Annotated in this window: 19 protein-coding genes; 18 read left to right on the top strand and 1 reads right to left on the bottom strand. The window is 42.5% G+C overall.

The annotated features are described in order from the left end of the window. Nucleotides 1–191 precede the first annotated feature (191 nt). The 13 genes from HMPREF0850_RS05390 (at nt 192) to HMPREF0850_RS05445 (ending at nt 16704) form a co-directional block, all read left to right on the top strand. Nucleotides 192–1196: a uroporphyrinogen decarboxylase family protein gene (locus HMPREF0850_RS05390; protein WP_000157309.1), complete on the top strand. Its 1005-nt coding sequence runs from the start codon at nt 192–194 to the stop codon at nt 1194–1196. A gap of 11 nt (nt 1197–1207) precedes the next feature. Continuing rightward, on the top strand, nt 1208–1411 hold the full coding sequence (locus HMPREF0850_RS0103150; RefSeq protein ID WP_000837742.1) for a hypothetical protein: 204 nt from the start codon (nt 1208–1210) through the stop codon (nt 1409–1411). A gap of 2 nt (nt 1412–1413) precedes the next feature. Continuing rightward, complete coding sequence (locus tag HMPREF0850_RS05395) at nt 1414–2412, top strand: uroporphyrinogen decarboxylase family protein (RefSeq protein ID WP_001291551.1); 999 nt, start codon at nt 1414–1416, stop codon at nt 2410–2412. A gap of 11 nt (nt 2413–2423) precedes the next feature. Next, a complete protein-coding gene (locus HMPREF0850_RS05400) occupies nt 2424–3302 on the top strand; it encodes a transporter substrate-binding domain-containing protein (protein ID WP_000037006.1) in 879 nt (292 codons plus the stop codon). A gap of 32 nt (nt 3303–3334) precedes the next feature. Continuing rightward, on the top strand, nt 3335–4027 hold the full coding sequence (locus HMPREF0850_RS05405; RefSeq protein WP_000255454.1) for an amino acid ABC transporter permease: 693 nt from the start codon (nt 3335–3337) through the stop codon (nt 4025–4027). Between the two features lie 3 nt (nt 4028–4030). Beyond that, on the top strand, nt 4031–4753 hold the full coding sequence (locus HMPREF0850_RS05410) for an amino acid ABC transporter permease (protein WP_000350563.1): 723 nt from the start codon (nt 4031–4033) through the stop codon (nt 4751–4753). Between the two features lie 9 nt (nt 4754–4762). Further along, nucleotides 4763–5527, top strand: a complete 765-nt coding sequence (locus HMPREF0850_RS05415; RefSeq protein ID WP_000942255.1) for an amino acid ABC transporter ATP-binding protein — start codon at nt 4763–4765, stop codon at nt 5525–5527. Nucleotides 5528–5942: 415 nt separating this feature from the next. Continuing rightward, nucleotides 5943–6701 carry an isoprenyl transferase gene (locus HMPREF0850_RS05420; protein WP_000466707.1) on the top strand — a complete coding sequence of 253 codons (759 nt, stop codon included), beginning with the start codon at nt 5943–5945 and terminating at the stop codon, nt 6699–6701. A gap of 8 nt (nt 6702–6709) precedes the next feature. Further along, nucleotides 6710–7513, top strand: a complete 804-nt coding sequence (locus tag HMPREF0850_RS05425; protein ID WP_000159116.1) for a phosphatidate cytidylyltransferase — start codon at nt 6710–6712, stop codon at nt 7511–7513. Between the two features lie 15 nt (nt 7514–7528). Continuing rightward, nucleotides 7529–8785: an RIP metalloprotease RseP gene (rseP, locus tag HMPREF0850_RS05430; protein ID WP_000579741.1), complete on the top strand. Its 1257-nt coding sequence runs from the start codon at nt 7529–7531 to the stop codon at nt 8783–8785. Between the two features lie 16 nt (nt 8786–8801). Then, nucleotides 8802–10655 carry a proline--tRNA ligase gene (locus tag HMPREF0850_RS05435; protein WP_000814016.1) on the top strand — a complete coding sequence of 618 codons (1854 nt, stop codon included), beginning with the start codon at nt 8802–8804 and terminating at the stop codon, nt 10653–10655. A gap of 98 nt (nt 10656–10753) precedes the next feature. Then, nucleotides 10754–12133, top strand: a complete 1380-nt coding sequence (locus HMPREF0850_RS05440) for a glycoside hydrolase family 1 protein (protein ID WP_000911346.1) — start codon at nt 10754–10756, stop codon at nt 12131–12133. Between the two features lie 179 nt (nt 12134–12312). Continuing rightward, nucleotides 12313–16704: a PolC-type DNA polymerase III gene (locus tag HMPREF0850_RS05445; RefSeq protein WP_000095442.1), complete on the top strand. Its 4392-nt coding sequence runs from the start codon at nt 12313–12315 to the stop codon at nt 16702–16704. 319 nt (nt 16705–17023) lie between these two features. Here the strand turns inward: HMPREF0850_RS05445 and HMPREF0850_RS05450 are convergent, their stop codons facing one another. Beyond that, a complete protein-coding gene (locus HMPREF0850_RS05450; protein WP_009013856.1) occupies nt 17024–18628 on the bottom strand; it encodes an NACHT domain-containing protein in 1605 nt (534 codons plus the stop codon). 198 nt (nt 18629–18826) lie between these two features. Between HMPREF0850_RS05450 and HMPREF0850_RS05455 the strand changes: the two genes are divergently transcribed. The 5 genes from HMPREF0850_RS05455 (at nt 18827) to pepC (ending at nt 22717) form a co-directional block, all read left to right on the top strand. Next, complete coding sequence (locus tag HMPREF0850_RS05455; protein WP_000776618.1) at nt 18827–18979, top strand: hypothetical protein; 153 nt, start codon at nt 18827–18829, stop codon at nt 18977–18979. A 15-nt stretch (nt 18980–18994) separates the two neighbouring features. Continuing rightward, on the top strand, nt 18995–20236 hold the full coding sequence (locus HMPREF0850_RS05460) for an aminopeptidase (RefSeq protein WP_000243939.1): 1242 nt from the start codon (nt 18995–18997) through the stop codon (nt 20234–20236). A 9-nt stretch (nt 20237–20245) separates the two neighbouring features. Further along, a complete protein-coding gene (locus tag HMPREF0850_RS05465) occupies nt 20246–20476 on the top strand; it encodes a GlsB/YeaQ/YmgE family stress response membrane protein (RefSeq protein WP_000580446.1) in 231 nt (76 codons plus the stop codon). 72 nt (nt 20477–20548) lie between these two features. After that, the gene (locus HMPREF0850_RS05470) at nt 20549–21271 is read left to right on the top strand and encodes a pseudouridine synthase (protein WP_001234911.1); all 723 of its coding nucleotides are present in this window, start codon (nt 20549–20551) and stop codon (nt 21269–21271) included. A 111-nt stretch (nt 21272–21382) separates the two neighbouring features. After that, on the top strand, nt 21383–22717 hold the full coding sequence (gene pepC, locus HMPREF0850_RS05480; protein ID WP_000991653.1) for an aminopeptidase C: 1335 nt from the start codon (nt 21383–21385) through the stop codon (nt 22715–22717). Nucleotides 22718–22808: the final 91 nt, after the last annotated feature.

Consider the following 22808-nt stretch of genomic DNA (forward strand, 5'->3'; position numbering starts at 1 on the left):
TTTCATATCGTAGAGAACATCATTTGAAAACAATGAGTATAAACACCTTGGAAACCCTGATTTAAAGGGATTTCTAAGGTGTTTTTCTTTATAGATATAAAAATTTCTAATCGAGTTGATAGTCAATATATATTGGGAAAAGGGGAAAAGGAGTGGTAAGATGGTTTCAATCCAAATGGAAGGAGAAAGGTATGGCAAGTAAAAGAGATCTAGTTTTTAGAGCGATTCGAGGCGACGAAGTGGAGAGAGTTCCTGTAGGATTTTGGTTTCATTTTGTAACACTCGAAGAAAAGGGGCAGGGATTAAATAATCCACGTATCTTTCAAAAGAGTGTTGATGGGCATCGCAACTATGTGGAAAGGATTCGCCCTGATTTTGTCAAAATTATGAGCGACGGTTTTTTCCTTTATCCAAGTAATGTCTATAGTCCTAAGATCGCAAGCATTCAGGAGCTGACTTCTATTGAGTCGATTGGTGAGGAACACCCATGGATTCAGCAACAGGTGGAAGTGGTACAAGAGATTCGAGAGACCTTTACCGAAGAGATTGCCTCTTTCTACAATATCTTTTCGCCTATCTCCTACCTCAAGCGCTGGTTCCGTACAGAAATTTCTCGAGGAGATAGGGAAGTAGCTGATCTATTGCTTGAAAATCCTGAGCAATTCAGAGCGATTCTAGACGTTATTGCAGGAGATATTGCTATCCTAACTCAGAAAATCATCCAGCAAGGCGGTGTTGACGGGATTTACCTCAGCACCCAGGAAATTCAAGATGAGCGCATCACACCAGCACTCTACCAAACCTATATCGAACCGAGCAATATAGCGATTTTGGAGGCGGCTAATCAGGTTGGTGGGACCAATATCCTCCATATCTGTGGTTTTGAAGGTGCGAGCAATGATGTGACGATATTTAAGGACTATCCAGCTCAAGTGGTCAACTGGGCGACCCACCATGAGGGTGTTAGTTTGACACAGGGGCAAGAGTTGTTTCCAGGCAAGGCCGTTTTAGGTGGATTTGAAAATGGCAAGAAAAGCTTGCTTTATCAAGGTTCCAAGGCGGAATTGCAAGATGAAACAAGACGGTTACTGGCTGAAGCTGGTAGTAAAGGCGTTCTTCTGGGAGCTGACTGTACTGTTCCAGATGACTTTGACTTAGAGAGGTTGGACTGGATTCGTCAGGCAGCTGTTTTCTAAAAGGAGGAGCTATGAAAAGTAAAAGATGGGGTATCTTCATTGCAGTTGTCGGTTTGCTGGCCTTGGTCACCATAAGTGTCGTAAAAAATGGGCACTGCAAAAATGGAGAGAGATGTCGTGGAGTTCAGGATTTTTCCAAGTCCAGTCTCCCCTTTCTACGCTCGAATGATATTGCAAGCAGTTTATTAGTTAAAAAAGTAAGAAATGGAGAATAAGAATGTCAGAAAAAAGAGAATGGGTTTTAAAAGCATTTAAAGGTGAAAAGGTTGATCGTGTGCCAGTTGGCTTTTGGCACCATTTCACATCCGAAGACGAATGGCTACACGGTTTCTCAAATCCAGTCATTATCGAGAAGAATATCGAGGGCCATAAGCGCTTTATCCGAGAAGTTCAGCCGGACTTTATCAAACTCATGAGCGATGGCTACTTTGCTTATCCAAATCCAGCGATTGCCAAAGGAAAATCACTTCAAGAATTGGCGACCATTCAACCACTCGGACCAGATCACGCTTGGATAAAAGAGCAGGTTGACTTGGTTAAGAAAATCAAGCAAGAGTTTACAGAAGATATCGTTGCGATTTATAATATTTTTGCTCCTGTGACCTATCTCAAGTGGCTACTAGGGGAAGTGTCTGGTGGAGATGACCTCATTGCAGATTTTCTGATGGAAGATCCTAAAGCCCTTAAGAAGGTGTTGGATGTGATTGCAGAGGATATTGCGAGTCTTAGCCGAGCTGTCATCAAAGAGGCTGGTGCAGATGGAATCTACCTCAGCGTGCAAAGTATCCAAGATCAACGAGTGTCGGCAGCAGATTATCAAGCCGTCATTGCACCAAGCGAGATAACTGTTCTGGAAGTAGCGAGTGCTGTTGGTGGCGTCACTGTTCTTCATATCTGTGGTTACGAGGGGGCGCGAAATGATATTCACCTTTTTGCAGACTATCCAGCCCAAGTCTTTAACTGGGCTGTAGGACCAGAGGGAATCACTCTCAAGGAAGGTCGTGAGATTTTCAAGGGACGTACGGTTCTTGGAGGATTTGAAAATGGCAAGACAGGCTTGCTGTATACTGGTAGCAAGGATGCCATTCAGGCTGAAGCAAAGAAACTAGTTGCAGAAGCTGGGGAACAGGGCTTGGTACTTGGAGCAGATTGTACCATTCCAAGTGATATTGCAGTTGAACGTATCCAGTGGGTGAGAGAAGCGCTTGAAAACTAAAGGAGAAAAAGATGAGTAAAAAAGCATGGATTATCGGTGGTGTAGCAGTTGTTGCAGTAATTGGGGCAACGATTATCGGGAGAAGTTTAGCTGGTGCTCCAGCCAAGGAGGGAGAAACGGCTTCGTCTGCTGAAGTCATAACCTTGAAGGTTGCCCATACACAAAACTATGTACCTTATGACTTTGTCAATGAAAAAGGGGAATCAGATGGTTATGAAGTAGCTGTTTTGAAGGCTGTTGATGAGAAGTTGGTAAACTATCAATTTGAATATACGGGTACCAGTGATGACGATCTCTTAATCGGTCTGGAATCAGGCAAGTATGACATCGGAACAAAGGGAGCTTGGTACACAGATGAACGAGCTAAAAAGTTTGTCATTCCATCTGAACCAGTCGGAGCGAGCATCATCGGATTTACTGTCAGAAAAGAAGATGAACAGAAATACAAAACCATTGATGACTTTGCTAAGAATAAAGGAAAATTGGTTCCCATCTCTCCACAGAATGCTCAATGGAATGTCATCACCAGCTACAATGAAAAACATCAGGACGCACCGATTGAGCTAACAGCAGCTGAATCCTTTAAAGTGGCAGATGCCTATGCCTGGGTCTTAGAAGGACGTTATGACGCCTTCTTTGATATCAAACTGTCCTTTGAAAAAGCAGTTACCGCAGAAGATGGCCCTTACCACCAATATGCGGATAAACTCAGCTGGTTCCCATATAAAGGTATTCCAACTTATCCCTTGATTCACCGTGATGAAAAGGGGGAGAAATTCGCTAAAGAATATGAAAAAGCAATCAAAGAGTTGAAAGAAGATGGCACGCTTGCTAAGCTATCTCAGCAATACTTTAAAGAAGATGTCTTTAGCTATGTAGACAAAGACTAGATCAGAAATTCCAAGACTAGAAAGGGTTTTGCATGGTTTCTTATGATTTTTCCAAGGTCTTTCAGTTTTTGCCGACCTTATGGCAGGCACTTCCTATGACCTTGTCCATTCTCTTTTTTACCACTCTTCTTGGTTTCCTTTTTGGAGGTCTCTTGGCATGGGCGCAAGTAGGAGAAGACAAGAGTTTTGCAACGATTTCTAAAGGCTATATCTTTACCCTTCGTTGTACACCGCCGATTGTATTGCTTTTTCTAGTCTTTTATGGTTTGCCAGAATTTCTGAAATGGTGGCTTGGTTTGGATATCAACAACTGGTCTAAAACTATTTTTGTTCTCTTGACGATGATTCTCTTGTTTTCGGCTATTGTTGCCGAGGTTTTCAAGGCGGCCTATCAAGCTATTCCAAAGGGACAGACAGAGGCCGGGCTTAGTATTGGTTTGACTCCAAGTCAGACTTTTTGGAGAATTATTTTTCCTCAAGCTTTTCAAGTTGCTCTTCCCAATATAACGACTGCTATTCTCAATCTCATGCGGGATGCTGCCTTGGCTTATACGATTGGTTTCGTTGATGTTATGGGGGCAGGCAATCTCTTGATCAGTCGCAATTTGGGGAACTACTCTCTGGAAACCTATACGGCAGTTGCGCTTCTTTACTGGGGCATTGCCTTGGTTATTTCTAGCTTGAGTCGTTTGCTTGAGAAGTCTTTGGAAACAAAAGGGAGGTAAGAAATGGATATAGACTATATCGTAAAGACCTTTCTGGAGACCTTGAAGGGTGTGCCAATCACCTTGATTATCATGATTGTGGCTATGGTCTTAAGCTTTTTACCGGCTCTATTTTTAGCCTTGGGGCAGATTTACAAGGTTCGAGGTGTGAGGAGTTTTTCTCTAGTCTATCTGGCCTTTATCCGAGCGACTCCTCCGATTTTATTGATTCTCTTCTTTTATAGTTTGTTTCCAAGCCTGCTGAATCAATTTCTCAAAAGTATAGGAAGTGACTTTGATATTTTCAAGCTTGATCCTCTCTACTATGCCTTTATCATTTATAGTTTGATGACAGTCGGGAGTTTATCGGAGATTTTGCGTTCAGCTATCTTGACGGTGGACAAGGGACAACTAGAGGCAGCGCATGCGATTGGCTTGACTACGACCCAGGCCTATCTAAGGATTGTTTTTCCTCAAGCCTTGCGCTCAGCCTTGCCTAACTTGGCCAATCTGGTGATCAATATCGTCAAAGGAACCTCTCTGGTCTTTGTTATGACTATCAAGGATATCACCGCTATTGCTCGTGTGGAAGCGTCCTACGGTTACCAGTATTTTGAGTCTTATTTTGTGATCTTTTTGCAGTATATTTTGATCTGTGGTTTGATTCAGTGGGGCTTCTCCCTACTGGAGAAAGGCTATGTGAAAAAAGAAAAGAGTGCAAAAGCATCTAGCGCACGTTTTGTATAGGAGGACAGGATGTTACAAGTAGAACATATCGCAAAAACATTTGGTGAGAGGCAAGTACTGGAGGATGTCAATCTCCAGGTCAACCAAGGGGATGTCGTCGTTATCTTAGGACCATCAGGTTCGGGGAAAACGACCTTTCTCCGTTGTCTCAACCACTTAGAAAAAGCTGACAGTGGCCGTTTGACCTTGGCAGGAAAGACCTATGACTTAGCCAAATTAAGCAAGAAAGACATTTTAGAAATCCGTCAAAAAACAGCTTTTGTTTTCCAACACTACAATCTCTTTACAAACAAAACTGCCCTGGAAAATATTCTAGAAGGGCTAATCGTGGCTCGTAAAATTTCCAAGGAAGAAGCACTCAAGCGTGCAGAATCTGCCTTGGAAAAAGTTGGTTTACTTGCCTATAAGGACTACTACCCTTCCCAGCTTTCTGGGGGGCAACAACAACGAATAGGAATTGCGCGTGCTATTGCCGTCAAGCCCGAGGTGATTTTGTTGGATGAACCAACATCTGCACTAGACCCTGAGTTGGTTGGAGATGTTTTGGATGTTCTGAAACAGTTGGCGGGAGAAGGTGTGACCATGGTGGTCGTCACGCATGAGATGGGATTTGCTAGAGATGTCGCTAACCACGTTATTTTCATGGACGGAGGCCGTATCGTAGAGGAGAATAATCCACATGATTTCTTTAGTCGTCCACAAGAAGAACGAACCAAGCAGTTTCTGGCTCGTATCTTATCAGATGCCACCTATAGTGTAGAATATATGATTTGATAGATAAGTGCATTATAAAAGTAACTTATGAGGCAAAGTTTCAATCTATAAACTATGGAAAAAGGTGTCAGCTTGAAATGATTTTCAGAAAAAGCTAGGTTTTAGACTCAGATTGGCTATTTGAGATGATTTGAGGTACTTTTCGTACACCCAAGTGGGCAATCTTATTTTAGATTTTTCATTTCTCAAAAAACTTAAGAAAAATTTAAGTTAGGGACGGTATACTAGGTTCATAAGTTAAGAGGAACTTAACTTAAACTCCTAAAACTTTTTCATAATAATCTCCCTATAAAACTAAGTCGCCCAATCAGGCGGCTTATTTTTTGTCTGTACGGAGAGCTAATAACTTAGCAATAGAAGAAAATAGGGAAATATGGTATAATGAAACGATAGATTTTTGAATAGGAATAAGAACATGTTTGGATTTTTTAAGAAAGATAAAGCTGTAGAAGTCGAGGTTCCAACACAGGTTCCTGCTCATATTGGCATCATCATGGATGGGAATGGTCGTTGGGCTAAAAAACGGATGCAACCACGGGTTTTTGGTCATAAAGCAGGGATGGAAGCCCTCCAAAAAGTGACCAAGGCAGCGAACAAGATGGGAGTTAAGGTCATCACGGTTTATGCCTTTTCAACAGAAAATTGGACGCGCCCAGATCAAGAAGTCAAGTTTATCATGAACTTGCCAGTCGAATTTTATGATAACTACGTCCCTGAATTGCATGCAAATAACGTTAAGATTCAGATGATTGGGGAGACAGACCGTCTGCCTAAGCCGACTTTTGAAGCTTTGAAAAAAGCAGAGGAATTGACCCAGAACAATACGGGCTTGATTCTCAATTTTGCGCTTAACTATGGTGGCCGTGCTGAAATTACGCAGGCTCTTAAGGGCTTGGCTCAAGATGTTCTAGATGCTAAAATCAACCCTGGTGACATCACAGAAGATATGATTGGGGACTATCTTTTCACGCAACACCTGCCAAAGGATTTGCGGGATCCTGATTTGATTATCCGTACGAGTGGTGAGTTGCGTTTAAGTAATTTCTTGCCATGGCAAGCAGCCTATAGTGAGCTTTACTTTACGGATACCTTGTGGCCTGATTTTGATGAAGCCGCTTTGCAGGAAGCTATTGCTGCTTTTAACCATCGCAATCGCCGTTTTGGAGGAGTTTAGGAGAAGATATGACCAAGGATTTACAAAAGAGAACATTGTTTGCGGTATTGGCCCTGGCGATTTTCCTTCCAGTCTTGTTTGCAGGAGGCCTCTTGTTGCAGATAGGGATTGGCTTGTTAGCGATGCTAGGAGTCCATGAACTCTTGCACATGAAGGGGTTAAAGACCATGACCATCGAGGGTGCCTTGACCCTCTTTGCGACCTTTGCTCTCACAATCCCCTTAGAAAATTACCTAACTTTTTTGCCAGTTGATGGGAATGTGGTTGCCTACAGCGTTTTAATTATGATTATGCTAGGGACCACCGTTTTCAGTAAAAGCTATACGATTGAAGATGCCGCTTTTCCAATTGCTGTGAGCTTTTATGTTGGTTTTGGCTTTAATGCCTTACTAGATGCTCGGGTGGCAGGTTTTGACAAGGTACTTTTGGCCCTTTTTATCGTTTGGGCGACAGATAGCGCAGCCTACCTGACAGGGATGAATTTTGGTAAACATAAGTTGGCGCCGAGAGTTTCTCCTAATAAGAGTATTGAGGGCTTTGTCGGGGGGGTTCTAGGAGCGGTACTGATAACAGTAATCTTCATGTTAGTGGATAGCACAGTTGCTCTTCCTTATGGGATTTATAGAATGAGTCTCTTTGCAGCCTTCTTCAGTGTGGCAGGTCAGTTTGGTGACTTGATTGAGAGTGCCATGAAACGCCATTTCGGTGTCAAGGATTCTGGAAAATTTATCCCTGGACATGGCGGTGTGTTGGATCGCTTTGACAGCATGCTGATTGTGTTTCCAATGATGCACTTATTTGGCCTGTTTTAAAGAAAGGAATATTGAATGATTGGATTGCTAACCTTTATCCTCGTTTTTGGGATTATCGTGGTGGTGCATGAGTTTGGACATTTTTATTTTGCCAAGAAATCAGGCATTCTAGTTCGTGAATTTGCCATTGGTATGGGGCCCAAGATTTTTTCCCATATCGGTAAGGATGGCACTGCTTATACCATTCGAATCCTTCCTCTAGGAGGCTATGTTCGTATGGCAGGCTGGGGTGATGATGCGACAGAGATCAAGACAGGAACTCCGGTCAGTTTAACACTTGCTGATGATGGTAAGGTCAAACGGATTAACCTCTCAGGGAAGAAACTGGATCAAACGGCTCTTCCTATGCAGGTAACTCAGTTTGACTTTGAAGACAAGCTCTTTATCAAGGGTTTGGTCCTGGAAGAAGAAAAGACTTTTGCAGTGAATCATGATGCAACGGTTGTTGAAGAAGACGGAACCGAAGTGCGCATCGCTCCTCTGGATGTACAGTATCAAAATGCTTCTATCTGGGGCAAGCTCATCACCAACTTTGCAGGTCCTATGAATAACTTTATCTTAGGTGTTGTTGTTTTTTGGATCTTGATCTTTTTGCAAGGCGGTGTTAGAGATACTCAGACCAATCTCTTTCATGTCATGCCAGAGGGAGCTTTGGCTAAGGTGGGCGTAGCTGAGACCGCTCAAATTACCAAGGTTGGCTCGCATGAGGTTAAGAATTGGCAAGACTTAACCCAGGCTGTGGAGGCAGATACCAAAGACAAGACCGCTCCGACCTTGGATGTGACCATTTCCGAAAATGGTAGTGAAAAACAAGTAACGGTGACTCCAGAAGAGAATCAAGGACGTTATATTCTTGGGGTTCAACCGGGAGTCAAGTCAGACTTTCTATCCATGTTTGTTGGTGGCTTTACAACCGCTGCTGACTCAGGGCTCCGTATCCTTTCGGCTCTGAAAAACTTGATTTTTCATCCAGATTTGAACAAACTTGGTGGTCCCGTTGCCATCTTTAAGGCAAGTAGCGATGCTGCTAAAAATGGAATTGAGAATGTCCTCTACTTCCTAGCTATGATTTCCATCAATATCGGGATTTTTAACTTGATTCCAATCCCGGCTTTGGATGGTGGAAAGATTGTGCTCAATATCCTAGAGGCTGTCCGCCGGAAACCCCTTAAACAAGAAATTGAAACCTATGTCACCATGGCTGGTGTAGTTATCATGGTTGTCTTGATGCTAGCTGTGACATGGAATGACATTATGCGACTCTTCTTTTAGATAATCGAGGAATATTATGAAACAAAGTAAAATGCTAATCCCAACGCTTCGCGAAATGCCAAGCGATGCTCAAGTTATCAGCCACGCCCTTATGTTGCGTGCTGGTTATGTTCGTCAAGTTTCTGCTGGTGTTTATTCTTACCTACCACTCGCTAACCGTGTGATTGAAAAGGCTAAGAATATCATGCGCCAAGAGTTTGACAAGATTGGTGCGGTGGAGATGTTGGCTCCTGCCCTTCTCAGTGCCGATCTTTGGCGTGAATCAGGTCGTTATGAAACCTATGGTGAAGACCTTTATAAATTGAAAAACCGTGAAAAGTCAGACTTTATCCTAGGTCCGACACACGAAGAAACTTTTACAGCTATTGTTCGTGACTCTGTGAAATCTTACAAGCAATTGCCACTCAACCTTTACCAAATCCAACCGAAATACCGTGATGAAAAACGTCCACGTAACGGACTTCTCCGTACGCGTGAATTTATCATGAAAGACGGTTATAGTTTCCATGCTAATTACGATAGTTTGGATCTGACTTATGACGAGTACAAGGCGGCCTATGAACGAATTTTCACTCGTAGTGGCTTGGACTTCAAGGCCATCATTGGTGATGGTGGCGCTATGGGTGGTAAGGATAGCCAAGAGTTTATGGCCATTACACCAGCTCGTACAGACCTTGACCGCTGGGTTGTCTTGGACAAGTCAGTTGCCTCATTTGATGAAATTCCTGCAGAAGTGCAAGAAGAAATCAAGGCAGAATTGCTCAAATGGATGGTTTCTGGTGAAGACACCATTGCCTACTCAAGTGAGTCTAGCTATGCGGCTAACTTAGAAATGGCAACAAACGAGTACAAACCAAGCAACCGTGTCGTTGCGGAAGAAGAAGTGACTCGCGTGGAAACACCAGGTGTTAAATCTATTGACGAAGTCGCAGCCTTCCTAAATGTCCCAGAAGAACAAACAATCAAAACCCTCTTCTACATGGCAGATGGTGAGCTTGTTGTAGCCCTTCTAGTTGGAAATGACCAACTCAATGAAGTCAAGTTGAAAAACCACTTGGGTGCAGATTTCTTTGATGTTGCGAGCGAGGAAGAAGTAGCAAGTGCTGTTCAAGCCGGCTTTGGTTCACTTGGCCCAGTTGGTTTGCCAGAAAATGTGAAAATCATTGCAGACCGTAAGGTGCAAGATGTTCGCAATGCTGTTGTAGGGGCTAATGAAGATGGCTACCACTTGACGGGTGTGAATCCAGGTCGTGACTTTACCGCAGAATATGTGGATATACGTGAAGTTCGTGAGGGTGAAATTTCACCAGACGGACAAGGTGTCCTTAACTTTGCGCGTGGTATCGAGATCGGTCATATTTTCAAACTCGGAACTCGTTATTCAGCAAGCATGGGTGCAGATGTTTTGGATGAAAATGGCCGTGCTGTGCCAATCATCATGGGATGTTACGGTATTGGTGTTAGCCGTCTTCTCTCAGCAGTTATGGAACAACACGCTCGCCTCTTTGTTAACAAAACGCCAAAAGGTGAATACCGTTACGCTTGGGGAGTTAACTTCCCTAAAGAATTGGCACCATTTGATGTGCACTTGATTACTGTCAATGTCAAAGACGAAGAAGCGCAAGCCTTGACAGAAAAACTGGAAGCCAACTTGATGGAGGCTGGTTACGAAGTCTTGACAGACGACCGTAACGAACGTGTCGGAGTGAAGTTTAGTGATAGCGACTTGATTGGTCTTCCAATCCGTATCACTGTTGGGAAGAAAGCAGCTGACGGTATCGTAGAAGTTAAAATCAAAGCGACTGGTGACACCATCGAAGTTCACGCAGACAACTTGCTTGAAACGCTTGAAATCCTCAGCAAGAAATAAAAACTATAATCAGAAGAAAAACAAGGCAAAAATGTAACTAGTTTTTACCTTGTTTTTTCTATATAATGGGGAAAATGAGTAAACGAAGAGGTATAACAATGCTAAAATTTCCAAAGGATTTTGTCTGGGGTTCCTCCACTTCTGGACCACAGACAGAAGGACGAGTGCTTGGTGATGGTAAAGGAGATAATCTCTGGGATTATTGGTATCAGGTGGAACCCAATCGCTACTACAATGGGATTGGACCTGACAAAACATCGACCTTCTATGAAAACTGGGAAAAGGATATTGAGCTTTTGGTAGAGACTGGCCATACAGCCTTCCGAACTTCTATCCAGTGGTCTCGTATTTTCCCACAGGGGCGTGGAGAGGTCAATCCGCAAGGGGTGGCTTTCTACCGTCAGGTCTTTGAAGCTATTAAGGCCAAGGGGATTCGTCTCTTAGTCAATCTCTATCACTTTGACCTTCCTTTTGCTCTTCAAGCAGACGGGGATGGCTGGGAAAATAAGGCAACTGTCAAGGCTTATGAAGACTATGCTCGTTTTTGTTTTGAGATTTACGGTGACTTGGTGGACCAATGGATTACCTTTAATGAGCCCATCGTTCCTGTAGAGTTTGGCTATTTCTATGATGCCCATTATCCTCATAAGGTAGATGCCCAAGCAGCGGTTAAGGTTGCCTATCACACACAATTGGCTAGTAGTCTTGCGGTGAAGGCCTGTCATGAGGTCTTGCCGGATTCTAAGATTGGGATTGTCCTTAATTTGACACCAGCCTATCCACGTAGTCAGCATCCTGCGGATGTCAAGGCTGCTCGCATTGCGGACCTCTTTCAAGCTCAATCTTTCCTAGATCCGTCTGTCTTGGGAGCTTATCCAGAAGAGTTAGTAGAGATTTTAGCAGAGCATGATTTGCTGCCGGATTCTACAGCTGAAGAGTTGGAGCTCATTCGTGACCATACAGTGGACTTTCTTGGAGTCAACTATTACCAACCTTTGCGTGTCATGGCGCCACGTTTTGCCAAGCATCCAGACAGTCCGCTCTTGCCAGAACATTTTTACGAGCCTTATGTTATGCCTGGACGTAAAATCAATCCTCACCGCGGTTGGGAAATCTACGAGCAAGGGATTTATGATATCGCTCAAAATATCAAGGAAAACTATGGTAATATTGAGTGGATGCTGACAGAGAATGGTATGGGGGTTGAAGGTGAAGACAAGTTCCGTGAGAATGACATGATTCAGGACGACTATCGTATTGACTTTGTCAAAGGTCATCTTCGTGAACTCCACCGTGCCATTGAAGACGGGGCCAACTGTAAGGGTTACTTGATTTGGACCTTTATCGATTGCTGGTCATGGCTCAATAGCTATAAAAACCGCTATGGTTTGGTTGAGCTTGACTTGGAAACGCAGGAACGCCACCTGAAGAAATCAGGCCACTGGTTCAAAGAACTCAGCGACAATAATGGATTTTAAGAATAAAAAGAGTGAGATGGTGTTCATCTCATTTTTTAATATGTAACGACTAATCAGTACAGTTTTAACCACTACAAGTATGATAAAATCTATCCATCTAAATCGCAAGGGAAATGGTACTAGCTATATATTTTCTTTAATTATGGTAAAATAGTAAGAGAATAATGTGAGGAAATTGAATGTCAAGTAAGTTTGAAATTTTAATGAATCAATTAGGAATCTCTGAACAACTGAAACAGGATCCTGCTCTTATTGACGCTAGCATTGAGCGTGTTGTGGTTCATAAAATTAGTAAGGTTTGGGAATTTCATTTTGTTTTTTCTAGAATTTTACCGATTGAAATCTTTCTGGAGTTAAAGAAAGGGTTGAGTGAAGAATTTTCTAAGACAGGGAATCAAGCTGTTTTTGAAATCAAGGCTCTTTCTCAAGAATTTTCTAATGAACTCTTGCAGGCCTACTACAAGGAGGCTTTTTCTGAAGGTCCATGTGCAAGCCAAGGATTTAAATCTCTTTATCAGAATTTGCAAGTTCGTGCGGAGGGAAATCAGCTCTTTATTGAAGGTTCAGAGACGATTGATAAGGAACACTTTAAGAAGAATCATCTTCCTAATCTAGCGAAGCAACTTGAAAAGTTTGGTTTCCCAGCCTTTGTCTGCCAAATCGAAAAGAATGATGCTCTTACACAGGAGCAGGAGGAAGCCTTCCATACGGAGAATGAACAAATTATTCAGGCTGCCAACGAAGAAGCCCTGCGGGCTATGGAGCAACTGGAACAAATGGCTCCTCCACCGGTAGAAGAGAAACCAGCCTTTGATTTTCAGGCTAAAAAGGCTGCTGCTAAGCCAAAGTTAGATAAGGCAGAAGTGACCCAGATGATTGATGTGACGACTGAGGAAAATCGTTTGGTCTTTGAAGGGGTCGTTTTTGATGTGGAACATAAAGTGACCAGAACGGGTCGTGTTTTGATCAACTTTAAAATGACGGACTATAGTTCAAGCTTCTCAATGCAAAAATGGGTTAAGAATGAAGAAGAAGCTCAGAAGTTTGACATCATCAAGAAAAATTCTTGGCTTCGTGTTCGTGGAAATGTGGAGATGAATAACTTCACACGCGATTTGACAATGAACGTGCAGGATGTGCAGGAAGTTGTTCACTATGAGCGGAAGGATTTGATGCCAGAAGGTGAGCGTCGGGTTGAGTTTCATGCTCATACTAATATGTCGACCATGGATGCTCTGCCAGAGGTAGAAAAAATCGTTGAGACAGCTGCTAAGTGGGGACACAAGGCGGTTGCCATCACGGACCACGGGAATGTCCAGTCCTTCCCACACGGCTATAAGGCAGCTAAGAAAGCTGGAATCCAGCTGATATATGGAATGGAAGCCAATATCGTTGAAGACCGCGTTCCTATCGTTTATAACGAAGTAGAGATGGACTTGTCAGAAGCGACCTATGTGGTCTTTGACGTGGAAACGACGGGACTTTCAGCTATTTATAATGACTTGATTCAGGTTGCGGCCTCTAAGATGTACAAGGGAAATGTCATTGCTGAATTTGATGAATTTATCAACCCAGGTCATCCCTTGTCAGCCTTTACTACAGAGTTGACTGGTATTACAGATGATCATGTCAAAAATGCCAAACCACTGGAACAAGTTTTGCAAGAATTCCAAGAATTCTGTAAGGATACCGTCCTAGTTGCCCACAATGCAACCTTTGACGTTGGCTTTATGAATGCCAACTATGAGCGTCATGGTCTGCCTAAGATTAGCCAGCCAGTTATCGATACGCTTGAGTTTGCTAGAAATCTCTATCCTGAGTATAAACGTCATGGTTTGGGTCCTTTGACTAAGCGTTTTGGTGTAGCACTGGAACACCATCACATGGCCAATTACGATGCGGAAGCTACTGGTCGTCTGCTTTTCATCTTTATCAAAGAGGTAGCAGAAAAACATGGTGTGACCGACTTGGCTAGACTAAACATTGATTTGATTAGTCCAGACTCTTATAAAAAAGCTCGGATCAAGCATGCGACCATTTATGTCAAGAATCAGGTGGGGCTGAAAAATATCTTTAAACTGGTTTCTTTGTCTAATACCAAGTATTTTGAAGGGGTACCACGGATTCCGAGAACGGTTCTAGATGCCCATCGGGAGGGCTTGATTTTAGGTTCAGCCTGTTCAGAAGGTGAAGTTTTTGATGCAGTTGTTTCCCAAGGTGTGGATGCGGCGGTTGAAGTGGCCAAGTATTATGACTTTATCGAGGTCATGCCACCAGCTATCTATGCTCCCTTGATTGCTAAGGAGCAGGTCAAGGATATGGAGGAACTCCAGACCATTATCAAGAGTTTGATAGAGGTCGGAGACCGTCTTGGCAAACCTGTTCTGGCTACGGGTAATGTTCATTATATCGAACCAGAAGAGGAGATTTATCGCGAAATTATCGTCCGTAGTTTGGGACAGGGGGCTATGATTAACCGAACCATCGGTCACGGCGAACATGCCCAACCAGCTCCACTTCCCAAGGCTCATTTTCGAACAACTAATGAGATGTTGGATGAATTTGCTTTCTTAGGAGAGGAGCTAGCACACAGGCTAGTTATTGAGAATACCAATGCCTTGGCAGAAATCTTTGAGCCTGTTGAGGTCGTTAAGGGTGACTTGTACACACCTTTCATCGATAAGGCTGAAGAAACGGTCGCTGAGCTGACCTACAAGAAAGCTTTTGAGATTTATGGAAATCCGCTGCCAGATATCGTTGATTTGCGGATTGAAAAGGAATTAACGTCCATTCTGGGGAATGGATTTGCCGTGATTTATCTGGCATCGCAGATGCTGGTGCAACGTTCCAATGAACGAGGCTATTTGGTTGGTTCTCGTGGTTCTGTTGGTTCCAGTTTCGTTGCGACTATGATCGGGATCACAGAGGTTAATCCTCTCTCTCCACACTATGTCTGTGGTCAGTGTCAGTATAGCGAATTTATCACCGATGGTTCTTACGGTTCAGGTTTTGATATGCCCAATAAGGATTGTCCAAACTGTGGTCATAAACTCAGCAAAAATGGGCAGGATATTCCGTTTGAGACCTTCCTTGGTTTTGATGGGGACAAGGTTCCCGATATTGACTTGAACTTCTCGGGAGAAGACCAGCCTAGCGCTCACTTGGATGTGCGTGATATCTTTGGTGAAGAATATGCCTTCCGTGCAGGAACGGTTGGTACGGTAGCTGCCAAGACTGCCTATGGATTTGTAAAGGGCTACGAGAGGGACTATGGGAAGTTTTATCGTGATGCAGAGGTGGAACGCCTCGCTCAAGGTGCTGCTGGTGTCAAGCGGACAACAGGACAACACCCGGGAGGAATCGTTGTTATTCCGAACTACATGGATGTTTACGACTTTACGCCTGTCCAGTATCCAGCAGATGATGTGACGGCTGAATGGCAGACGACTCACTTTAACTTCCATGATATTGATGAGAATGTCCTCAAACTTGATGTGCTGGGGCATGATGATCCGACCATGATTCGGAAACTTCAGGACTTGTCTGGTATTGACCCTAATGAAATCCCTATGGATGACGAAGGCGTGATGGCCCTCTTTTCTGGGACTGATGTGCTAGGGGTGACTCCTGAACAAATCGGAACGCCAACGGGCATGCTGGGGATTCCAGAATTTGGAACCAACTTCGTACGTGGAATGGTAGATGAGACGCATCCGACGACTTTTGCGGAGTTGCTACAGTTATCTGGATTGTCTCACGGTACCGATGTGTGGTTAGGAAATGCACAAGATTTGATCAAGCAAGGAATTGCAGACCTATCAACCGTTATTGGTTGTCGGGATGACATCATGGTTTACCTCATGCATGCTGGTCTCGAACCTAAGATGGCCTTTACCATCATGGAACGGGTGCGTAAGGGCTTGTGGCTGAAGATTTCCGAAGAGGAGCGGAATGGCTATATCGAAGCTATGAAGGCCAATAAGGTGCCTGAGTGGTATATCGAGTCCTGTGGGAAAATCAAGTACATGTTCCCTAAAGCCCATGCGGCAGCCTACGTTATGATGGCCCTGCGTGTAGCCTACTTCAAGGTTCACCATCCCATTTATTACTACTGTGCTTACTTCTCCATCCGTGCTAAGGCTTTTGATATCAAGACCATGGGTGCGGGCTTGGATGCCATCAAGCGCAGAATGGAAGAAATCGCTGAAAAACGGAAAAACAACGAAGCTTCTAATGTGGAAATCGATCTCTACACAACTCTTGAGATTGTCAATGAAATGTGGGAACGTGGTTTCAAGTTTGGTAAACTCGATCTCTACCGTAGTCAGGCGACAGAATTCCTCATTGACGGGGACACTCTCATCCCGCCATTTGTAGCAATGGATGGTCTGGGAGAGAACGTTGCTAAGCAGTTGGTGCGAGCGCGTGAAGAGGGTGAGTTCCTCTCTAAGACAGAACTTCGCAAGCGTGGCGGACTGTCATCGACCTTGGTTGAAAAAATGGATGAAATGGGCATTCTCGGCAATATGCCAGAGGATAACCAGTTGAGTTTGTTTGATGATTTGTTTTAAGAAGGCAGATTATCCCCAATTTTACAGAGATGTTTGATAATTAAAAAATAACAGGCTATTAAACAGTCCTGTTATTTTTTAATTGTGAACATAAATATATAACGGCTAGATTACTAATCCTCTAATACTATATCATCTTCTTTTAGGGAATCTATCAGTTTCTGTTTGTAATGAGTTAGAGAAAGTACATGTTGGCCAATCCAGGAATTTTTAAATAATTTAAATAAATTTTTATTCTTTATAAGTTCCCTAGGATCTATTTTTGTGAATACTAAGTTATTAGCTTTGCAGAATGAAATTAGCTGACTATTAGAATGCTCTAGTGATTTGTATATATTTTTGTATATATTGAAGGTGATAGTTTTTCGAAAAAATTATAAATAAAACTATGAGATCCATCTGTTGGTAAATATAACCTTATTTCAAAATCTCTAGTGCTCCTAGACTTTGTATTAACTTCAATCACTACAGGAAGGTTGAGGATGTAGTATTCCAACCAGTTTTCATCACTAGTTTTAGATTCTTCAAATTTATCTAATAACGGAATTAATATGTTGCTATTGAAGCGTTGGGTATTCATATCCTCTAACATAAAAAATACTGAATCTGCACTAGTGCTAAATTTTCCTGAGCCTATTAGATGAAAGCTATAGTCACGCATCTTACTATCCGTTTGTATATTTAGAAAATAAGCAACAAAATATTCTTGGAAGGAACGATGGGAGAACTTGTATCTGTTTCCTTCTTTGTAGAGTACGCACAGACAGTTTTCTAAATCGTAGATAAAATTGTCTATATTGAGAACGTTTTTAATTCGAGGAGGAAATTTTTTAAAAATTTCTTCAATCTCTGGAAATGTCAACTCCGTTTTTGCCTTTTGGTATGTTAGAAAACAGAAGATTGCAAAACATTCTTTAAAAGTATCTGAACTTAAGTTTGAAAGCAGCTTTCGTCGATAACTTTTTGTAGCATCGTGTTTCGAGAGCATTGTATCAAAAGCCTGGTAGTAGAAAAGGTGTAATTTTTGAGGAATTTCTGCATAGTCGTTGTAAGTGGAGAGCATAATATTTAGTAACAGAGGATTTGAAGCGAAGGATTCATGTCTATCATATAAACCGCTCTCTAGGTCGCGAATAAATTTATTTTTGAGTTCCTCATCTGGATATTCAATTTTTGTAATAAGACTTATAGCTTGTGCTTTAGTAAAGGGAGTAGATTTTAGAACTGTAAATCGCTGAAATTCAATGAACTCAGATTCAGTATAAGGTCTTGAAGAAAGGATATAATGATTTTCAGGATATTTGTCACAAAAATCATTTAACTTCTTGAAAAATTCTTTTTGGTTTTCGCTATACAATTCATCATAGCCATCCAATAGGAATAAAAAGCATCCCGATTGAAGTGCATAATCTAAATATTCTTCTTTGAATGTATTGTGAAATTGATTTAGTTTTTTTAATAGTAACTGCTCAAGGTCTAAATGCTCCTCTTCGTTGAAATCTTTTAATTCAATAAAAATAGGAATATAGTCTTTTAATTCTAATTCACTTAGAAAAAGGTGTTTCATGAGAGTGGATTTACCAATTCCACCAGTACCTTCAATGATTAAAAATTTTGAGATATCAGTTAGTACTCTTGTTGTGGTGGGCTTGATGATGTCTGAGCCTTTTTCTAAAAAAGGAACTTCAAAAAAATCATACAGTCTTTTGGGCTCAATTCCGTAGATAATCGTTTTGATTTTACTATATTTTTTATAAGAATTTGTTAAATAATCTTGGAAAGGAATCTCTAGATTAATTTTTGCCTCATTGTAGAGCGTTTTAAATTTGTCAGTTGTTTTGGAAATAATAGGTGAAAAGTATTTATCCAGAATAGCACTAGTAAATTGTCTTGCAATTTCATTGTTAAAGATTTCGTCCATCATTTTTTGCTCCTATGTATTTTTTAGTGTATATCTATAGAATATCACCTCATCTTTTTTATGTCAATATAACTAAAAGAAGAGTGTCAATATAGCTGTATATTGCGTTTTCAATTCTTGGATAGTTAATTAAAAAAAGCTTTATTAGGCTTGTTTTTAAATTTACATCATATGTGATATACTAGTAACGGAGGACATTTCATGAAACTTAGGATTTTTGCGGAAGATAAACCTGCTGAAAAGGTTTTTGACTATCAGCTAGAGCTTGCAGATGAAACAATTATTCTATCGACAGCACTCTTGTCTGGTGCCATTGCTTTAGCAGGATTGTTTACTGCTTTGAAAGAAGAATAGAAAAGGAAGAATAAAATGGTTTTACCAAATTTTAAAGAAAATCTAGAAAAATATGCGAAATTATTGGTTGCGAATGGAATCAACGTGCAACCTGGTCACACCTTGGCTCTTTCTATCGATGTGGAGCAACGTGAGTTGGCGCATTTGATCGTGAAAGAAGCCTATGCCTTGGGTGCGCATGAGGTCATCGTTCAGTGGACAGATGATGTGATCAACCGTGAGAAATTCCTCCACGCGCCGATGGAGCGTTTGGACAATGTGCCAGAATACAAGATTGCTGAGATGAACTATCTCTTGGAAAACAAGGCTAGCCGTCTCGGTGTCCGTTCATCTGATCCAGGTGCCTTGAACGGAGTGGATGCGGACAAGCTTTCAGCTTCTGCAAAAGCGATGGGACTCGCTATGAAGCCGATGCGCATCGCAACTCAATCCAACAAGGTTAGCTGGACTGTAGCAGCTGCAGCAGGGCTTGAGTGGGCTAAGAAGGTCTTTCCAAATGCTGCGAGCGATGAAGAAGCAGTCGATCTCCTTTGGGACCAAATCTTCAAAACTTGTCGTGTCTATGAAGAAGATCCAGTTAAGGCTTGGGAAGAACATGCAGCCATTCTTAAGAGTAAGGCGGAAATGCTTAATAAAGAACAATTTTCAGCCCTTCACTACACAGCGCCAGGGACAGATTTGACACTTGGCTTGCCTAAGAATCACGTTTGGGAATCAGCTGGCGCTATCAATGCACAGGGAGAAGGATTCTTGCCAAATATGCCGACAGAAGAAGTCTTTACGGCTCCTGACTTCCGTCGTGCAGATGGCTATGTAACCTCTACAAAACCACTTAGCTACAATGGCAATATCATCGAAGGTATTAAGGTGACCTTTAAGGATGGACAAATCGTTGACATTACTGCTGAAAAGGGTGATCAGGTCATGAAAGACCTTGTCTTTGAAAATGCTGGTGCGCGTGCCTTGGGTGAATGTGCCTTGGTACCAGATCCAAGTCCAATTTCACAGTCAGGCATTACCTTCTTCAACACCCTTTTTGATGAAAATGCTTCAAATCACTTGGCTATCGGTGCTGCCTATGCGACCAGCGTTGTTGGTGGAGCAGAGATGAGCGAAGAAGAACTTGAAGCTGCAGGCCTGAACCGTTCAGATGTTCATGTGGACTTTATGATTGGTTCGAATCAAATGGATATTGACGGTATCCGTGAGGATGGAACGCGCGTACCTCTCTTCCGTAATGGAGACTGGGCAAATTAAGGAGAAGCTATGATTGGAAGTATGTTTGTTGGTCTCCTAGTGGGACTCTTGGCAGGTGCTTTGACCAATCGGGGAGAGAGCATGGGATGCTTTGGAAAAATGTTTCTCGGCTGGATTGGAGCCTTTCTGGGCCACCTGCTCTTTGGGACTTGGGGACCAATTCTAGCGGGAACAGCTGTTATTCCTGCTATTTTAGGAGCTATGCTTGTCTTAGCTATTTTCTGGAGACGAGGAAGTTAAGTTCCTAAATCTGAAAAGAAAAGGAGGTTGGTCATTGAACCAGCCTCCTTTTGAGTATGATATAATAGTTCTATGAGATTAGATAAATTTTTAGTTGCCTGTGCTGTGGGGAGTCGGACAGAAGTCAAAAACTTGCTCAAGGCTGGGCGCGTGACAGTAAATGGTAAAAAAGAAAAGTCAGCTAAATTGCAGATTAATGAAGAAAGAGATGAGATTCGCTTTGATGGCCAAGTGCTGGAGTATGAGGAGTTTGTCTACTACATGATGAACAAGCCCCAAGGAGTTATTTCAGCGACTGAAGATTCCAAGCATAGAACGGTTCTAGACTTGTTGGATGATGTGGCTCGAAGTAAGGAAGTTTTCCCAGTAGGGCGCTTGGATATTGATACGCATGGTCTCCTACTTTTGACCAATGACGGCCAGTTGGCTCATGCTTTGCTTTCACCAAAACGTCATGTGGATAAGACCTATCTGGCGCAAGTCGAGGGCATCATGACCCAAGAAGATGTGGAGACATTTGCTGAGGGCATTCCTCTCAAGGACTTTACCTGCCAGCCAGCTAGACTGGAGCTTGTATCGGTAGATCCAGAAAAAAATCAAAGTTTGGTTCGGGTGACCATTGCCGAAGGAAAATTTCACCAAGTTAAACGCATGGTAGCCTACTGTGGTAAGGAAGTGGTAGACCTGCAACGTTTGACTATGGGAGCACTGATTTTAGACGAGAAGCTGAAACGGGGTGAATGGCGTCGCCTGACCAAGGAGGAGTTAGAGGAGCTTCTTGCTAGTATTGATTAAGTCAATGTATTTTAGTAAAAAGGTAGGGAGAATGTCCCTTCCTTTTTCGTTTTTCAGTTGCTTCCTTTGTGAAAAGAGTTATAATAGACAGTAGAATAAAAGGAGGAATCTATGAACGCGATTCAAGAATCATTTACAGATAAATTATTTGCCAACTATGAAGCAAATGTCAAATACCAAGCGATCGAAAATGCTGCCAGCCACAACGGAATTTTTGCAGCCCTAGAACGTCGTCAAAGCCATGTAGACAATACACCTGTTTTCTCATTGGATTTGACCAAGGACAAGGTTACTAACCAGAAGGCCTCTGGTCGTTGCTGGATGTTTGCAGCTCTCAACACCTTCCGCCACAAACTCATCTCTCAATACAAATTGGAAAACTTTGAATTGTCACAAGCCCACACTTTCTTCTGGGACAAGTATGAGAAATCAAACTGGTTCTTGGAGCAAGTGATTGCGACTGCAGACCAAGACTTGACGAGCCGCAAGGTTAGCTTCCTACTCCAAACCCCTCAACAAGATGGAGGTCAATGGGATATGGTCGTTGCCCTCTTTGAAAAATACGGTGTCGTTCCTAAGTCTGTTTATCCTGAGTCTGTTTCATCTAGCAGCAGCCGTGAGCTCAATGCCATCCTCAATAAATTGCTCCGTCAAGATGCCCAAATCTTGCGTGACTTGCTCGCTTCTGGTGCAGACCAAGTGACTGTTCAAGCTAAGAAAGAAGACCTCTTACAAGAAATCTTTAACTTCCTTGCTATGTCACTAGGACTTCCACCACGTCAATTTGACTTTGCTTATCGCGATAAGGATGACAACTACCAAAGCGAAAAAGGAATCACACCACAGGAATTTTACAAGAAATATGTCAATCTTCCTCTAGAAGACTACGTTTCTGTTATCAATGCTCCAACTGCTGACAAGCCTTACGGCAAATCTTACACAGTTGAGATGTTAGGAAATGTGGTTGGTAGCCGTGCAGTTCGCTATATCAACGTTCCAATGGAGCGCTTGAAAGAATTGGCGATTGCCCAAATGCAAACAGGTGAGACTGTTTGGTTTGGTTCAGATGTCGGCCAGCTCAGCAACCGCAAAGCAGGAATTCTTGCGACAGATGTTTATGACTTTGAATCAAGCATGGATATTCAACTCACTCAAGACAAAGCTGGACGTTTGGACTACAGCGAAAGCTTGATGACCCACGCCATGGTCTTGACAGGTGTTGATTTGGATGAAAATGGCAAGTCAACTAAGTGGAAGGTTGAAAACTCATGGGGAGATAAGGTCGGCGCAGATGGTTACTTTGTTGCCTCAGACGCTTGGATGGATGAATACACTTACCAAATCGTTGTCCGTAAGGAATTGCTGACAGCAGAAGAACAAGCTGCTTATGAAGCAGAACCAATCGTACTCGCACCATGGGATCCAATGGGAGCCTTGGCAGAATAAAGCATAAAGAAAAGAGGTTAGGGAAATCCTAGCCTCTTTTTAAGTTCTTCTTGAAGTGGCGATAGATGCTGCTTGCTAAGTGAGTTCTCCT

The sequence above is a fragment of the Streptococcus sp. M143 genome (assembly GCF_000162495.1).
Classification (GTDB): Bacteria; Bacillota; Bacilli; order Lactobacillales; family Streptococcaceae; genus Streptococcus; species Streptococcus dentisani.